The organism is Methylobacterium currus, from assembly GCF_003058325.1.
Classification (GTDB): domain Bacteria; phylum Pseudomonadota; class Alphaproteobacteria; order Rhizobiales; family Beijerinckiaceae; genus Methylobacterium; species Methylobacterium currus.
Window position 1 is genome coordinate 2,938,208 of the sequence record NZ_CP028843.1, and the last position, 15,144, is coordinate 2,953,351.

Below are 15,144 nucleotides of genomic sequence, written 5' to 3' on the forward strand. Positions count from 1 at the left end.
GCGGGCTTCGCCCACGGAGCGCGGAACGGGTGTCGCGGCTAGCGCCGCTGCGCCCCGAGCACCGCGAGGCCGAGACGGTCGAGGGCGTCGCGGAGCGCCGCCTCGCTCACGGTGGAGACGGCGAGCGCCACCTCGCCGCGGCGCACCGGGTCGAGGGGCGGCGGAGTGGCCTTCCGCTGGCGCGCCTGGGCGACTCGGTCCTGGCGCAGGCGGATCTTGCCGACGCAGGCCCAGCCGTAATGGCGGTTGATCCGCTCGATCACCAGGGGCCCGAGGTGCTGCAATTCGAGGGCGAAGGCGCCCTCGACCCGCACCGTCAGGGTGCCGGGCTCCGGCCGCTCGCGCGACGAGCCGCGCCGGCGCGGCCATTCGAGCTTCTCCGGCTGGCAGGCCCGGGCCAGCCGCTCGCCGACGATCTCCGACCAGGAGGCCAGGATGTCGGTGGAGGCGAAGCCCTGCGCCGCGAAGACGGGGCCGAGGGACCGCTCGATCAGCTCGCTCAAGGGTTTGGGCCGTGCCATCGCCCGTCCGTCCTGAAAAACCGCCGCGTCCGGCGTGACGCCCCGACAGGTAGAGCCTTCGTGTAAGGGAACACTTAACCCTCGGCCCCGCTGCGGCCAGGGAGGCTCTCGACGACAGCCGTCGAAATCCCGCTCCCGCAACCGCGGAAAACCCGCTAAGGCGGGCCGCATGGTAGCGCCCGCCGCGTCGCACTCAAGGCCGGAAGCCGCCGACCTCCTGGTCTGGTACGACCGCCATCGTCGCGCGCTGCCCTGGCGCGCGTTGCCCGGCGTCGCGCCCGATCCGTACCGGGTCTGGCTCTCCGAGATCATGCTGCAGCAGACCACCGTCGCTGCGGTGAAGCCCTACTTTGCCCGCTTCCTGGAGCGCTTCCCCACCGTCGAGGTCCTGGCGGCGGCGCCGGAAGACGCGGTGATGGGCGCCTGGGCCGGCCTCGGCTACTATTCCCGGGCCCGCAACCTGCATGCCTGCGCGAAGGCGGTGGCGGAGGCCGGCGGCTTTCCCGACACGGTGGAGGGACTGAGGAAGCTGCCAGGCATCGGCGCCTACACGGCCGGCGCCATCGCGGCGATCGCCTTCGACCGGCCGGCGGCGGCGGTGGACGGCAATGTCGAGCGGGTGGTGTCGCGGCTCTACGCGATCGAGACCCCGATTCCGGCTGCCCGGCCCGAGATCCGCCGCCTCGCGGAAGAGATGGTGCCGCAGGAGCGCCCGGGCGACTTCGCGCAAGCGGTGATGGATCTCGGCGCCACGCTCTGCACCCCGAAGCGGCCGGCCTGCGCCCTCTGCCCCTGGATGCAGCCTTGCCGCGCCCGGGCCGAGGGGCTGCAGGAGACCTTTCCGCGCAAGGTGAAGAAGGTGGCGGGCGCGTTGCGCCGCGGCGCCGCCTTCGTGGTGCTGCGGGCCGGCGACGATGCGGTGCTGCTGCGCACTCGGCCGCCGGAAGGCCTGCTCGGCTCCATGGCCGAGCCGCCGACGAGCGAGTGGCGGGCCGATTACGACCCGGCCCAGGCGCTCCTCGACGCCCCCCTCGACGCGCGCTGGAAGCGGCTGCCCGGCCTCGTGCGCCATGTCTTCACGCATTTCCCGCTCGAGCTGACGGTCTTCCTCGCCCGGGTCGCCGCCGGGACCCCGGCTCCCGAAGGCATGCGCTTCACGCCCCGGGTCGGCCTCGAGGCCGAGCCGCTGCCCGGCGCGATGAAGAAGGTGCTGGCCCACGTCCTGGAGCAGAAGCTGGCCGCCCCCCCTGCCGCTGCGGCGCCCCCGCCGGCGCCCGACCTCGCGACGCTTCCCGAGCCGGAGCCGCCGCCGCGCCGGGCGCCGCTGCCGAAGGTGCTGTCGCGACGGCCCGCCTCGGCGGCCTCGGTGGTCAAGAGCCCCGGGCGGGGCCGGCCCCGGACGCGGTAGGAGGCTTTCCCGATCGCCGGACGGAACGGGGCGTCGGGGACGAACAAAACGCCCGCGGCCGTCAGGCCGCGGGCGTTTCGCGAGGCTCTACCGGTCAGATCCTGCCGCTCACGCGGCCGAGCCCATCCCGGCCCGCATCGTGCCGCGGAAGTCGTCGATGCAGACGAGGCGCCCGCCGCGCTCGGCGTGCCAGAAGGTCCAGCCGTTGCAGGCCGGCAGGCCCTGGACCAGGGCGCCGATCTTGTGGATCGAACCGGAGGCCGGGCCGACCCCGAGGGTGCCGTCGGGCCGCACCAGGGCCTTGTGGCGGCGGCGCTCGTCGGTGAGCGTCTCGCCGGCCCGGACATGGCCGGCCTCCAGCAGGCTCAAGAAAGGCACCCGTGGCTCGGCGCGCTTCGTCGGCGCGGTGAGGAGGGCGGCGCGCGACAGGGGCTCGATGCCGGCGATGCGCTCGCGCGCGGCCGCCGCATAGGCCGGCTCCTGCTCGATGCCGATGAAGTGCCGCCCGAGGCGCTTGGCCACGGCGCCGGTGGTGCCGGTTCCGAAGAACGGGTCGAGCACCACGTCGCCGGGATTCGACGACGACAGGATGGTGCGGGCGAGCAAGGCCTCGGGCTTCTGGGTCGGGTGCAGTTTCCGCCCGTCATCGCCCTTCAGGCGCTCGTCGCCGGTGCAGAGCGGGATGAACCAGTCCGAGCGCATCTGAAGGTCGTCGTTGCCGCCCTTCAGCGCCTCGTAATGGAAGGTGTAGCCCTTCTGCTCGCTGCGCGAGGCCCAGATCAGGGTCTCGTGGGCGTTGGTGAAGCGCTTGCCGCGGAAGTTCGGCATCGGGTTGGCCTTGCGCCACACGATGTCGTTCAGGATCCAGAAACCAAGATCCTGCAACGCGCTGCCGACGCGGAAGATGTTGTGGTATGAGCCGATCACCCAGAGGGTCGCGGTCGGCTTCATCACCCGGCGGCAGGCCGAGAGCCAGGCGCGGGTGAAGGTGTCGTAGGCCTCGAAGCTGGCGAACTGGTCCCAGTCGTCGTCGACGGCGTCGACGGTGCTCTGGTCCGGGCGCAGCAGGGCACCGGCACCGAGCTGGAGGTTGTAGGGCGGATCCGCGAAGACCAGGTCAACACTGGCCGGCGGGAGCCGCTCGAGGGCAGAGAGGCAATCCCCGAGGATGACCTCGTCCAGGGGAAGACGCTGTGCGGGGGTAACGAGACCCATCCGCGGCGCCGACACCACTCGCCCGGTACGCGAGACCTGATTCCGGGCGGCGGTGCCGGCGACCGCGGTACGCGGGGAAGCCATGGCAAACACCGGTTACGCGACTGACCACCAGACATTGCCGCCGCTACGGTAAAGGTCACGTTTCCCGCAGATACGAATTGCGTCTCGAAATGGGGCTGCACTTCTTGCCTAGTCGTCGCGCGGCCGGGCTCATCCGTTAATGAAATGCTATGGCCGACGAGGGCGATGCGCCCTCGTCGTGACCGGCCTTCGATGTCCGGTTCGTGCAGAGCTGTCCGGGGACGGGACGAATGACGGGTTCTCTCCTCTCTCCGCGCGCTGAGAGGGATACGCCCTCGTCCTGAGGGGGCAGCGAGCAGGCAACCGCAGGTTCGCCGCGAAAATGAGGTGGGTCCGGGGGAGATTCGTCGTCGAGCCTCCTCTCCCTCGCTCGGGCTGCGCCTCCGCTTGCTTCACCCCCGCCCAGAGCACGGGATCGTCGCGTGCCAGACCTCCTCTCCCGCCCGCAGGGCGCGGGGAGGCCAGCGCCTAACAGCCCTGCCATTCGCCCCAGAGCCGACGGTGGCAGGGCTCGCCCGTGCTTCTTCCGAATGCTGAAAACCCGAGTGCAGCTGCCCGGAACGGCAAGTCGCCAGTAAGGTTTCCGGACAGTCGATAACTTGAGAAGTCAATTCTTAACGATCCGCAAGATATCGGCCGAGAATGCGGCATTATCCGCCTAAAATCGGGTCGTCATATTTTCGTCCTGTTTGGTCTCGATTGGCTCTGCCGTCAGCAACCACCAAGGACAGTGGAATGAACAGCGCCCAGCCTGTGCGTCGGTCGAACGCGGCCCGTTTCGTGGCTCTCGCGGGGGGCATCGCCCTCGCCGGGTGGGGGAGCCTCGCCGCTTCGTCGACGGCCCAGGCCCAGAGCGGCAAGGCCTCCTGGTACGCGTCCGGCCATCGCACGGCGAGCGGCGAGCGCTTCAACCCCAACGGCCTGACGGCGGCGCATCGCAGCCTGCCCTTCGGCACGCGGGTGCGGGTGACCAACCAGGCCAACGGCCGCTCGGTGGTGGTGCGGATCAACGACCGCGGGCCGTTCGCGCATGGCCGCATCATCGATCTCGCCCGGGGCGCGGGCCGGGCGATCGGCATGAACGGCGTCGCCCGGGTCGCGGTCGCGGTGGTGGACTGACCCACCCCGGCGTGATCCGGATGGGCCGGCGCGTCCGGGCAGGGAATGCCCGCACGGCCGGCCTCAGTCCCTCTCCTTCAGCGTCGTCCCGGCACCGCGGGCGCAGGAATCGGGTTGGACGGCTTCGCGGGCGGAACCGGCACCAGCCGGAACCGGACCGGCCCCGATTGCCAGTCCCACGGCACCGGCAAGGTCGCCTCGCAGGGCGTGATCAGGACCTGCCCCTGCGCATTCTCGACCTCGAAGACGTGGCCCGGCCGCGTCAGCGAGGGGCAGTCGGGCCAGCGCGAGAAATCGATCCAGTCCGTCATGCGCTTCTCCCTTAGAGCCAGATGCTGCTCGCCGCGAGCGTCGGGCGGTTGAGGAGGGTGACGGCGAAATCCGTGACCTTGTCCCCGTTCACGTCGCCCATCAGCATGCCGCCATCGTAGCGCAGCTCGCCCGCCTTGCCGTCGAAGGCCCGATTGGCCAGGAAGGCGAAGGCCTGGTCGCCCGCCACCAAGCTGTTGGCGTCGATCCCGCGCAGGTCGATGCGGTCGGAGCGCGGGTCGAAATCGACGATCGTGTCCCGGACCGAGAGGATCGAGTCCAGCAGGGCGTCGAACTCGAAGATGTCGGCGCCGGCGCCCCCGGTCAGCGTGTCGGCACCGATCCCACCGATCAGGGTGTCGTTCCCGTCCCCGCCCAGCAGCATGTCGGCGCCGTCGCGGCCGTTGATCAGGTCGTTGCCGGCCCCGCCCTCGATCCTGTTGCCGCCGGCATCGCCGAAGAGCAGGTCGGCGAAGCCCGAACCGAACAGGTTCTCGACGCTGCTATAGGTGTCCCCCTTCGCGTCGCCGGTGTTCCGGCCCGGCGTCAGGAGGTCCGCCGTCAGGCCCGCGGCGGCCGTGGCGTAGGAGGCGGTGTCGATCCCGGTGCCGCCGATGAGCCGGTCGGCTCCCGTCCCGCCGATGAGCCAGTCGTCGCCGTCGCCGCCGTCGAGGGCATCGTCCCCGGCTCCGCCGATCAGGGTGTCGTTGCCCTGGAAACCGAAGAGCGAGTCGTTCCCGGCGCCGCCATCGAGGGTGTTGGCGGCCTGGTTGCCGTTGATGACGTCGCTGCCGGTGCCGCCGACCGCGTTCTCGATCAGCGAGCGGACGTCGCCGTTGGACTGGTAGGCATTGGCGATGTTGCCCGGGGCGAGGACCGGGGTGGCGCCGAAGACGTTCGTCCGGGCCAGCTGGGCCTGCGCGGTGGTGGTCCACTCGCCCGGCCGCAGGTCGACCTTCAGGTTGGTGCCGTAATTCGAGAAGTCGTAGGTGTCGGTGCCGCCGCCGTCCCAGATCGTCTCGAAGATCCGGTTCGCGCCGGGCTTGCCCTGCTTGACGCCGTTGATGCTCTTTTCGCCGGTGAGCGGGTCCCACGTGTAGACGGTGTTGCCCGCATTGGTCGAAAAATTCGCCCCGTAGAGCATCTGGATGCCGCGGATGTCCTCCATCATCAGCGATTGCGGGTAGCCGAACTGCTCGTTCGTGTAGCCGGTCGTCGTCGAGGCGTTATAGTATGAGCGGTAGCTCATCACCGAGTAGGCCAGGTTGTCGTGGTCGAGCGGCATGGCGTTGAACGCGCCTTCGACCTCGTGGCCGTGCTTGAGGCCGAGCGAGTGCCCGATCTCGTGCAGCACCGTCGCGTAGGCGTAGGACCCGACGACCGGGGTGTCGTACTGGCCGCCGGAGGTGCGAAACCACGCGTCGCCGCCCGCGGGGTTGATGGTGGGGAAATAGGCCATCGCCGTGCCGACGGCGTCCGTCCTGGCGTAGCGCAGGTCGGCGTGGGTGGTCGCGGTCTCGGTGATCTCGGTGAATGTGAGATTGGAGATCGCGCCGTATGCCTTGAGCACGCTGCGGATCGCGGTCTGCTGGGCGGCGGTGACCGGCGCGAAATTCTTGGTGTAGCCGCCCAGGGCATATCCCGTCCCGTACATCGCGGTGCTCGTCGGGAAGCTGAAGGTGAGGGCGGTCTGCGCCCACTTCACGCCCTCGAGGACGCCGTTGAGATAGGGATTGCTGGTGGCGGAGACATTGGCAACGGCGGGCACGGTCTTGCCTTCGATCGGAGGTCGGGCGGTGCCTCACCTTGGCAGCAGGAGCCTACCCTGCGGTATGGCCGATCCGGAAAATTTGACGATCCACAGTCATCCGGCCCGGGCGGGAAGCATCGCCTGATGCGGGGGGTTCGCGGCAGCCGGATCGGATCGATGTGAGAGGGCGACGTTGCCGTGGCGGCGCGCATCCCCACATCAGGCTCGTCGTGCGAGCGGAGCGTGATGATGGCAAAGCCCCTGGTTGTCGTGATTCCCCATCAGCTCGGTCGGGCCGAGGCCCGCCGCCGGCTCGAGAACGGGATCGGCCAGGCCAAGGACATGCTGCAGAAGGCGGGGCTCAGCATGGCCGACGCGTCCTGGAGCGGCGACCGGCTCTCGTTCCTGGTGGCCGCCATGAACCAGCGGGTCGACGGCGACATCGACGTGGAGGACGACGCGGTGCGGGTCGAGGTGCGCATGCCGCTCCTCCTGTCGCTCTTCGCCCACAAGGTGCAGCAGATCGTCAGCCAGAACGGCGCCAAGCTCCTGACCAAGCAGTAGCGGGACGCAGCGGAACCGGGGCCCGGCGCCCCGGTTTGGACTCGACCAAGAGACGTGACCAAGCGAGGAGCGCTCGATGTCGAATCCCGGCCCGATCCCGGACCAGCCCTACGATCCCGTGCCCCCCACACCCGGTCCCGATACGCCGAATCCCGGCGGGCCCGATCTGCCGAGCGAGGCCCCGGGCGACCGGCCGGTCGAGATCCCGGTGAACGATCCCGGCAACTCGCCGGCGATCACCCCCGACCCCTCGCCGACCGGGCCCGCCAACCCGACCATGTAAGGCCGATCACCGCCCCGCGGCGTAGCCCTGCATGCCGCGCGGGTTGGCCGCCGCCCGCAGGCGGCGGCCGTCGCGGCTCGCGGCCGTCAGGCGCCCCTCCGACCAGTCGGACCCGACCTCGACGACGTGGCCGCGCCGGCGCAGCTCCGCGATCGTCTCCAGGCTGACCCGGTTCTCCACCACCACGACGCCCGGCCGGGCCGTGCGCGGCCAGAACGAGGACGGGAAGTGCTCGGTGTGCCAGGCCGGCGCGTCGATCGCGGCCTGCAGGTTCATGCCCGCATGGACGTGGCGCAGGAAGAATTGCGGGATCCACTGGTCCTGCTGGTCGCCCCCCGGCGAGCCCCAGGCGAGGTAGGGTGCGCCGTCCCGGAGCGCCATCGTGGGCGAGAGGGTGGAGCGCGGCCGCTTGCCCGGGGCCAGGGCCGCCGGATGGCCCTCGTCGAGCACGAACATCTGCGCCCTTGTGCCGAGGCAGAAGCCGAGGGCCGGGATCACCGGAGAGGATTGCAGCCAGCCGCCGGACGGCGTGGCGGCGATCATGTTGCCGTGGCGGTCGATGATGTCGAAATGGACCGTGTCGCCCCGCACCACCCCCGCGCGGGCGTCGTCCGGGGGCACCGTCGCCTCGATCCTGCCGACGGTCGGCTCTCCCGCGCCGGAGCTGCCGACCGCCGTGCGGGCGCCGTCGCTCACCCGGGCGTCGAGGGCCTTGCCGAAGCCGGGGATCGTGCCGGGCCGCTGCTCCAGCGAGGCAGTCCCGGTGACGAGCTTGCGGCGCCCGTCGTTGTAGGAATCGGAGAGCAGGGTCTCCACCGGCACGTCCACGAAGGCGGGATCGCCGTAGAACGTGTCCCGGTCCGCGAAGGCGAGCTTGGCGCACTCGACCTGGAGATGGATGAAGTCGGGCCCTGCCGGATCGAGGCCGTCGAGGGAGAAGCCCTTGAGCAGGGCGAGCTGCTGCAGGGTGGCGAGCCCTTGCGTCCAGGGCCCGGCCTTCAGCACGGTGTAGCGGCCGTACTCGTACCCGATCGGCTCCTCGACGCTCGCCTGCCAGGCCGCCATGTCGGCCCCGGTGAGAAGGCCGCGATGCGGCGTTCCGGTCACGTCCATGACCGGTTCACCGCGGCAGAACCCGTCGATCGCCTCGGCGACGAAGCCCTGCGACCAGATCCGGCGGGCGCGCTCGATCTCCTGCTCGCGCGACCCGCCGGCCGCCTCGCGCAGGATCCGGGCATAGGTCTCCGCGAGGACGGGGTTGGTGAACAGCGTGCCGGGGGCGGGCACGCCGCCCTCCTTGAGGTAGACGTGAGCCGAGCTCGGCCAGTGCTCGCGAAACAGCCCCTCGACGGTGGCGATGGTGGCCGAGACCCGCTCGACAAGCGGGAAGCCGTCCCGCGCGTAGGCAATCGCCGCCTCCAGCACGTCGGCGAGGCGCCAGGTGCCGTGATCGCGCAGGATCAGCATGTAGGCGTCGAAGGTGCCCGGCACGCAAGGCGCGAGCAGCCCGGTGCCCGGCACGAGGTCGAGGCCGAGATGGTCGCGCACATGCGCGATGGTGGCGGCCTGCGGCGCCGGGCCCTGCCCGCACACCACCTGCGGCCGGCCGACCCGGACGTCGTGCAGGATCACCGGCACGTCGCCGCCCGGCCCGTTGAGGTGCGGCTCGACCACCTGCAGCACGAAGGCGGTGGCGACCCCCGCATCGAAGGCGTTGCCGCCCCGCTCCAGCACGCCCATGCCGACCGCGGTGGCGATCCAGTGCGTCGAGGCCACGACCCCGAAGGTGCCGTCGATCTCGGGGCGGGTGGTGAAGGGGTCGGGGTTGACGAAGCTCATCGGCGGTCCTTCCGGGCGGTCCTCTCCGGGGCGGTCGCCGTCGCGGGCACGCCCTGTCGCCCGCACTTTAGGAGCCCGGGCCGGCTCGGGGCAGCCCTGCCGGCGGCACCCCCCGTGCGCGCTGGCGCAGGGCTCGCCTTTCCCCGGAGCCTGCCGTAATCCCCCACTCCATGGCCGCTCCTCCGCTCCTCACCCTCCAGGGCATCGCGCTCACCTTCGGCGGCACGCCGCTGCTCGCCGGAGCCGACCTCTCCCTGAGCCCCGGCGACCGCACCTGCCTCGTCGGCCGCAACGGCTCGGGCAAGTCGACCCTGCTCAAGGTCGCCGCCGGACTGGTCGAGCCCGACAAGGGCGTGCGCTTCATCCAGCCCGGCACCACCATCCGCTACCTCGCCCAGGAGCCGGATTTCTCCGGGCATGCCACCACCCTGTCCTTCGTCGAGGCGGGAATGGGGCCGGGCGACGAGCTCTACCGCGCACGCTACCTGCTCGAGAGCCTGGGGATGACCGGCGAGGAGGATCCGGGCCGGCTGTCGGGGGGCGAGTCGCGCCGCGCGGCGCTGGCCCAGGCGCTGGCGCCTGAGCCCGACATCCTGCTCCTCGACGAGCCGACCAACCATCTCGACCTGCCGGCGATCGAGTGGCTGGAATCCGAGCTGAAGGGCAGCCGTTCGGCCCTAGTCCTCATCAGCCACGACCGGCGCTTCCTCGAAGCCCTGTCGCGGGCGACCGTGTGGCTCGACCGCGGCACGACGCGGCGCCTCGACCAGGGATTCTCCGCCTTCGAGGCCTGGCGCGACCAGGTGTTCGAGGAGGAGGAGCGCGACCGCCACAAGCTCGACCGCAAGATCGCGGCGGAGGAGGACTGGCTGCGCTACGGCGTGACGGCCCGGCGCAAGCGCAACGTCAAGCGGCTGGCCGGCCTGCACGAGCTGCGCCGCAAGGCCCGCGAGCATCGCGGCCCGGTCGGCGCCGCGACGATGACCGTGACCGAGACCGAGGCCTCCGGCGCCCTGGTGGTCGAGGCGCGCGACGTCGCGAAATCCTACGGCGACCGCCCGATCGTCCGCGATCTGAGCTTACGCATCGCCCGCCGCGACCGCCTCGGCATCGTCGGCGCCAACGGCACCGGCAAGACGACGCTGGTCAACCTGCTCACCGGCCGCCTCGAACCCGATTCGGGCGTCGTGAAGATCGGCGCCAACGTCACCCTCAACCTCCTCGACCAGCGCCGCAGCGCCCTCGATCCGGAGCGCACCGTCGCGGACGTGCTGACCGGCGGGGGCAGCGACAGCGTCCAGGTCGGCGGCCAGAGCCGCCACGTCGTCGGCTACATGAAGGACTTCCTGTTCTCGCCCGAGCAGGCGCGCACCCCCGTCGGCGTGCTCTCCGGCGGCGAGCGCAACCGGCTGCTGCTCGCCCGCGCGCTCGCCGAGGCCGGCAACCTGCTGGTGCTCGACGAGCCGACCAACGACCTCGACCTCGAGACCCTGGACCTCCTCCAGGAGATGCTCGGCGACTATGCCGGCACCCTGATCCTCGTCAGCCACGACCGCGACTTCCTCGACCGGGTGGTCGATACGGTTCTGGTCTCGGAAGGGGAGGGGCGCTGGGTCGCCTATGCGGGCGGCTATTCCGACATGGTCGCCCAGCGCGGCGTCGGGGTGCAGGCGCGTGGGGTCGTGGCCCCGAAGGGAGCCGCCAGGGAGGCCCCCAGGGACGCCTCGAAGCCCGCGGCGAGCCGTCCTTCGGCCAAGCGGCGCCTCGGCTTCAACGAGCAGCACGAGCTCAAGACCCTGCCGGCCCGGATCGCCGCGCTGGAGGGCAACCGCGGCAAGCTCAGGGCCGCCCTCGACGACCCGACCCTCTACGCCCGCGACCCCGCCCGCTTCGAGGCGATCTCCCGCACCCTGGCGGCGACCGAATCCGACCTCACCCGCGCCGAGGAGCGCTGGCTCGAGCTCGAGATGATGCGCGAGGAGCTGGAGGGCTGACGCCGCGCCGCAACCCGATTCAGGTCGTGGCCGCGGAGTGGGCTTCCGGCCTAGGAGAAGACAGGGCGACGCGCGAGATCTTCAGTTCTCGCTCGCCACGCCCCGGATTTAGCTGACCCGCGTAAGGTTTCGTGGCGTCTGTGCAACATTACGGCGGAAAGCCGGTGACTTGGCCGTCCCGGGCGCTGATGCCGGTTGATCGCCGTTAGCGCCTCGCACATGGTGCCCCTGCACCGGACACAACCCGGTGCGGCCCGGATGACATCCCTTCAGGGAGCGCCGGGCACAAGGGGATAAGAGTGGCGTGGTTCGGCTCCCGTTGGATCGTCGAGACACAGTCGTTCACCCCCAGGGTCTCGAAACTTTGGAGGTCTCGATGAAGCTCGTGAAGAGCCTTTTGCTGGGTTCGGCCACCGGTCTGACCGTTGTCGCGGGGGCGCAGGCTGCCGATCTGCCGATCAAGAAGGCGGCGCCTGTCGAATACGTTCGTGTCTGCTCGGCCTACGGCGCCGGCTTCTTCTTCATTCCTGGTACCGATACCTGCTTGCGCGTCTCCGGCCGCGCCCGCTTCGAGGCCGGCTACTCGCAGGGCTACTCGCGGTCGAGCAACAACGGCGACCTGATGGGCTACCGCGGCCTCGGCCGTCTGAACCTCGACGCCCGCACGCAGACCGCCTACGGCACCCTGCGCGCCTTCGTGCGCTTCGAGCTCGCCTCCCGCACCGGCGCCTACCTCAAGTCGGGCACCCAGGAGCGCATCGCCAACGCCTTCCCGGCGCTCGGCGTCGACACCTTCGCCCGCGCCCAGCAATACGTGAACGTCGACAAGGCCTTCATCCAGTTCGCCGGCCTCACCGCCGGTCGCGCGGCCTCGTTCTACGACTTCTACGCCCACGACTTCGAGATCATCGGCACCTCGCTGGGCTCGGACGTCGCCTCCACCAACCTGCTCGCCTACACGGCGACCTTCGGCCAGGGCTTCTCGGCGACGATCTCGATCGAAGATCCGATCTTCCGCAAGAACCCGCTGTTCGGCACCGCCACCGCCGGCAACGCCGCGAGCCAGTTCGCGGTCTTCACCACGGCCGCTGCCAACCTGAGCCCGGTCGTCGCCACCAACGCGGCCGGCGTGCCGATCGGCGAGGCGTTCTACGACCTGCGCCAGACCTCGCGCATGCCCGACTTCGTCGGTGCCCTGCGCTACGACGCCGCCTGGGGCTCGGCCCAGCTCTCGGCCGCCGTGCACGAGCTGAATGCCGGCAACGCCGCGACGGTCCTGACCTTCGGCGGCGCGGCGATCCCGGCCGGCACGGTCGTGACCCCGCGCGTCAGCACCGAGTACGGCTGGGCTATCCAGGGCGGCCTGAAGTTCAACCTGCCGTTCATCGCCCCGGGCGACGCCCTGTACCTGCAGGGTTCGTACGGTGAAGGCGCGCAGATCTATACCGGCTACTCCCAGTACATCGGCACCTACACCGCCAGCGCCGGCAACACCCAGGGTGCGCCGTTCGCGACCTACTTCACCGATGCCGTCGTCAACCCGCTGACCGGCAAGATGGAGCTGTCGACCAGCTTCACGGTGGTCGGTTCGTACCTGCACTACTGGACGCCCGAGTGGCGGTCGGCGATCATCGGCAGCTACGGCGAGATGTCGTACGGCAAGAACAGCCGTAACCTGCTCGGCGGCCTGAACTTCAACGGCCTCGGCAACCCGGTCAACAGCCCCGGCAACTTCCTGTTCAGTGCCGCCCTGCGCGACACCAGCCAGATCGTCGCCGGCGCGAGCCTGATCTGGTCGCCGGTGAAGGACCTCGATATCGGCGTCGAGGGTCTCTACAACCGCGTCGACATCAAGAACGGCCGGGTCATCGACGTCAACAAGGCTCCGGGCGGCGTCGCGGCCGGCGTGAACGCTGCCGGCCTGCCGGTGGCCGCCAACGGCGCGATCCTGCCGACCACCAACTACGCGGACACGTTCCAGGTCCGCATGCGCGTCCAGCGCGACTTCTAATCCGTCCCGGCTCCCTTCGGGGACCGGATCCGGACCAATCGGGGTCCCGGCGCAAGCCGGGGCCCTTTTTCGATTCTCTTCCTCGACGGCCTGTCGCGCCTTGCTGATGCCGAAAACCGGCCCCAGGGTGGTGGTTGCGCGCGAGGTTCCCGCCGCGCGCCGTTTTCGCGACGAGGTCCCGTGTGGCGATGCGCTCGATCGGCTGGCTCGCCGGCCTTCCCCTCCTCGCCGGCGCCTGGATTGCCGCCACGGCCTTCGCCGAGCCGCGGCTCGAAGCCGCCCTGGACGCCTCCGCCCGCACCGTCGCGGCGGGGACCGGCCGCGATGGGGCGGAGCCCTGGCTGCGGGTCGAGGCGCGGGGCCGCGACCTCGTGGCGAGCGGCGAGGCGCCGATGCAGGGCGCCCTCGACGAGGCCCGCGCGGCGCTCGCCGCCGTGCCGGGTCACCGCCGGATCCTCGACCGCCTCGGCCTCGTCGCCGAGGTCTCGCCCTTCACCTGGGCGGCGGTCCATCGCGCGCCGGACCGCCTCGACCTCATCGGCCACCGCCCGGCGGAGATCGGCCGCACGGCTTTGGCCGAGACCCTGAGCGCCGGCCTGCCCGCCGGGCTCAGCCTGCGTGACGCCGCGCGGGCCGCCCGCGGCGCGCCCGAGCCGTTTTCCGAGGCCGCCCGCTTCCTCCTCGCGCAGGTGCAGCGCCTGAAGCCCGGTGCCACCGCGGCGATGAGCGACCGCATCCTTTCCATCCACGGCGAGGCGGCGAGCGTCGAGGCCTATGCCGGCCTCATGGCCGATCTCGCCCAGCCGCCCGCCGGCTTCACGGTCGGCGAGGTTGCGGTCGAGCCGGCCCTGGTCTCGCCCTTCACCTGGTCGGCGGGCCGCGGTCCCGACGGCATCCGCCTCGACGGCTACACCGTCTCGGAGGCCGACCGCGCGGCGATCCTGGCCGCCGCGCGGCTCCTCGCCGACGGCGCCCCGGTGACCGATTCGATGCGCACCGCCCGCGGGCTCCCCGCCGGCATCGACGCCCGGGCGCTGATCGACCGCGCCTTCGCGGCCCTGGCGCTGGTGCGGGAGGGCCGCGTCTCCCTCGATGATTCGGCCCTGTCGATCCGGGGCGCCGCCATCGACATCCAGGCCGTGCGCGAGGCCGAGACCCTTGCCGGCAGCCTGCCCGCGGGCGTCTCTCGCGGAACAGTGGCCCTGACGGCGAGCCCGGTCTCGCCCTACCTTGTCACAATCCGGCGCGGGCCGGACGCCTTCACCCTCACCGGTCACCTGCCGGATGCCGAGGCGCGCGCGGCGATCAGGGCGGCGTTGCGGCCCTATCTCTACGGCGAGCGGATCATCGACCGCACCCGCCTCGCGGATGGCGGGCCGCCTTCCCTTCTCGACGGCCTGACCGCCGGGATCGGAATCATCGGCCAGCTCGCCGAGGGCGAGGTCACGGTGCGCGACCAGAGCCTGCGCGTCGCCGGCGAGGGTCTCTATCCCGAGAGCGCGCGCCGCATCGCCATGGAAGCCGCCCGGATCGCGCCGGCCGGCTGGCGGATCGACGTCGCGGTCGAGGGCCGCGGCGCCGCCCCGGTCCGCGATCCGGCCGCCTGCCGCGAGACCTTCGCGGCGCTCGCCGCGGAACCGACCCTGCGCTTCGATCCCGGCAGCGCCGACCTCAAGGCCGCCTTCTACCCCGTCCTCGACGAGGTCGCGGGCCTCGCCCGCGCCTGTCCGCAGGCCCGGATCGAGGTCGCCGGCCATGACGACCCGCCCGGCACCGTCGTGCCGCCCGCCCCGAAGGAGGCGCCCGCGCCCTCCACCGCCAAGGCCAAGCCGGGGGCGAAGCCCGGCCGGCAGGCCGAGAAACCCGTCGGGAAGCCCGCCGAGACGTCGTCGATGCCCGATCCCGGCCTGCCGCAGCGGCGCGCCGCGGCGATCGTCGACTACCTGCTCAAGGCCGGCATCCCGGCGGACCGCATCGCCGCCGCGCCGGCGGAGGCCGCCACCGACCGCCGGGCGGTCGCCTTCGCGCTGCGCTCGTGAGAGGTGTC

General features: G+C 71.4%; 12 protein-coding genes. 7 read left to right on the forward strand and 5 right to left on the reverse strand.

From position 1 onward, the window contains the following. Window positions 1-38 precede the first annotated feature (38 nt). The gene (locus DA075_RS13730; protein ID WP_099953719.1) at window positions 39-521 is read right to left on the reverse strand and encodes a DUF721 domain-containing protein; all 483 of its coding nucleotides are present in this window, start codon (window positions 519-521) and stop codon (window positions 39-41) included. 169 nt (window positions 522-690) lie between these two features. On the opposite strand from DA075_RS13730, the gene mutY reads away from it, so the two are divergent. Beyond that, window positions 691-1,929, forward strand: coding sequence for an A/G-specific adenine glycosylase (gene mutY, locus DA075_RS13735; RefSeq protein ID WP_099953720.1), 1,239 nt, complete (start codon window positions 691-693; stop codon window positions 1,927-1,929). A 108-nt stretch (window positions 1,930-2,037) separates the two neighbouring features. On the opposite strand, the gene DA075_RS13740 is transcribed toward mutY, so the two are convergent. Next, a complete protein-coding gene (locus DA075_RS13740; RefSeq protein ID WP_099953721.1) occupies window positions 2,038-3,228 on the reverse strand; it encodes a site-specific DNA-methyltransferase in 1,191 nt (396 codons plus the stop codon). A 735-nt stretch (window positions 3,229-3,963) separates the two neighbouring features. Between DA075_RS13740 and DA075_RS13745 the strand changes: the two genes are divergently transcribed. Further along, entirely contained in the window at window positions 3,964-4,347 is a 384-nt protein-coding gene (locus DA075_RS13745) for a septal ring lytic transglycosylase RlpA family protein (RefSeq protein WP_099953722.1), read from the forward strand. Window positions 4,348-4,424: 77 nt separating this feature from the next. Here the strand turns inward: DA075_RS13745 and DA075_RS13750 are convergent, their stop codons facing one another. Next, window positions 4,425-4,658, reverse strand: a complete 234-nt coding sequence (locus DA075_RS13750; protein ID WP_099953723.1) for a hypothetical protein — start codon at window positions 4,656-4,658, stop codon at window positions 4,425-4,427. An 11-nt stretch (window positions 4,659-4,669) separates the two neighbouring features. Beyond that, entirely contained in the window at window positions 4,670-6,424 is a 1,755-nt protein-coding gene (locus tag DA075_RS13755) for a M10 family metallopeptidase C-terminal domain-containing protein (protein WP_099953724.1), read from the reverse strand. A gap of 231 nt (window positions 6,425-6,655) precedes the next feature. On the opposite strand from DA075_RS13755, the gene DA075_RS13760 reads away from it, so the two are divergent. Both DA075_RS13760 and DA075_RS13765 read left to right on the forward strand, forming a co-directional pair. After that, complete coding sequence (locus DA075_RS13760) at window positions 6,656-6,970, forward strand: polyhydroxyalkanoic acid system family protein (protein ID WP_099956587.1); 315 nt, start codon at window positions 6,656-6,658, stop codon at window positions 6,968-6,970. A 76-nt stretch (window positions 6,971-7,046) separates the two neighbouring features. Next, a complete protein-coding gene (locus DA075_RS13765) occupies window positions 7,047-7,253 on the forward strand; it encodes a hypothetical protein (protein WP_099953725.1) in 207 nt (68 codons plus the stop codon). 6 nt (window positions 7,254-7,259) lie between these two features. On the opposite strand, the gene DA075_RS13770 is transcribed toward DA075_RS13765, so the two are convergent. Beyond that, window positions 7,260-9,092, reverse strand: a complete 1,833-nt coding sequence (locus DA075_RS13770) for a gamma-glutamyltransferase family protein (RefSeq protein ID WP_099953726.1) — start codon at window positions 9,090-9,092, stop codon at window positions 7,260-7,262. 170 nt (window positions 9,093-9,262) lie between these two features. Here DA075_RS13770 and DA075_RS13775 point away from each other — a divergent pair, with 170 nt between their 5' ends. The 3 genes from DA075_RS13775 to DA075_RS13785 all read left to right on the forward strand — a co-directional run bounded on the left by DA075_RS13775 (window position 9,263) and on the right by DA075_RS13785 (window position 15,136). Beyond that, a complete protein-coding gene (locus DA075_RS13775; RefSeq protein WP_099953727.1) occupies window positions 9,263-11,086 on the forward strand; it encodes an ABC-F family ATP-binding cassette domain-containing protein in 1,824 nt (607 codons plus the stop codon). A gap of 376 nt (window positions 11,087-11,462) precedes the next feature. Beyond that, window positions 11,463-13,097: a porin gene (locus DA075_RS13780; protein WP_099953728.1), complete on the forward strand. Its 1,635-nt coding sequence runs from the start codon at window positions 11,463-11,465 to the stop codon at window positions 13,095-13,097. 188 nt (window positions 13,098-13,285) lie between these two features. Beyond that, entirely contained in the window at window positions 13,286-15,136 is a 1,851-nt protein-coding gene (locus tag DA075_RS13785; protein ID WP_232388595.1) for an OmpA family protein, read from the forward strand. The last annotated feature ends 8 nt before the right edge of the window (window positions 15,137-15,144 follow it).

What these genes read in the sequence shown, in the direction of transcription:
- DA075_RS13765 (WP_099953725.1), top strand. Translation starts at nt 7,047, where the DNA reads ATGTCGAATCCCGGCCCGATCCCGGACCAGCCCTACGATCCCGTGCCC.
- DA075_RS13775 (WP_099953727.1), top strand. Translation starts at nt 9,263, where the DNA reads ATGGCCGCTCCTCCGCTCCTCACCCTCCAGGGCATCGCGCTCACCTTC.
- DA075_RS13740 (WP_099953721.1), bottom strand. Translation starts at nt 3,228, where the DNA reads ATGGCTTCCCCGCGTACCGCGGTCGCCGGCACCGCCGCCCGGAATCAG.
- DA075_RS13760 (WP_099956587.1), top strand. Translation starts at nt 6,656, where the DNA reads ATGGCAAAGCCCCTGGTTGTCGTGATTCCCCATCAGCTCGGTCGGGCC.
- DA075_RS13730 (WP_099953719.1), bottom strand. Translation starts at nt 521, where the DNA reads ATGGCACGGCCCAAACCCTTGAGCGAGCTGATCGAGCGGTCCCTCGGC.
- DA075_RS13745 (WP_099953722.1), top strand. Translation starts at nt 3,964, where the DNA reads ATGAACAGCGCCCAGCCTGTGCGTCGGTCGAACGCGGCCCGTTTCGTG.
- DA075_RS13750 (WP_099953723.1), bottom strand. Translation starts at nt 4,658, where the DNA reads ATGACGGACTGGATCGATTTCTCGCGCTGGCCCGACTGCCCCTCGCTG.
- DA075_RS13770 (WP_099953726.1), bottom strand. Translation starts at nt 9,092, where the DNA reads ATGAGCTTCGTCAACCCCGACCCCTTCACCACCCGCCCCGAGATCGAC.
- DA075_RS13780 (WP_099953728.1), top strand. Translation starts at nt 11,463, where the DNA reads ATGAAGCTCGTGAAGAGCCTTTTGCTGGGTTCGGCCACCGGTCTGACC.
- DA075_RS13785 (WP_232388595.1), top strand. Translation starts at nt 13,286, where the DNA reads ATGCGCTCGATCGGCTGGCTCGCCGGCCTTCCCCTCCTCGCCGGCGCC.
- mutY (WP_099953720.1), top strand. Translation starts at nt 691, where the DNA reads ATGGTAGCGCCCGCCGCGTCGCACTCAAGGCCGGAAGCCGCCGACCTC.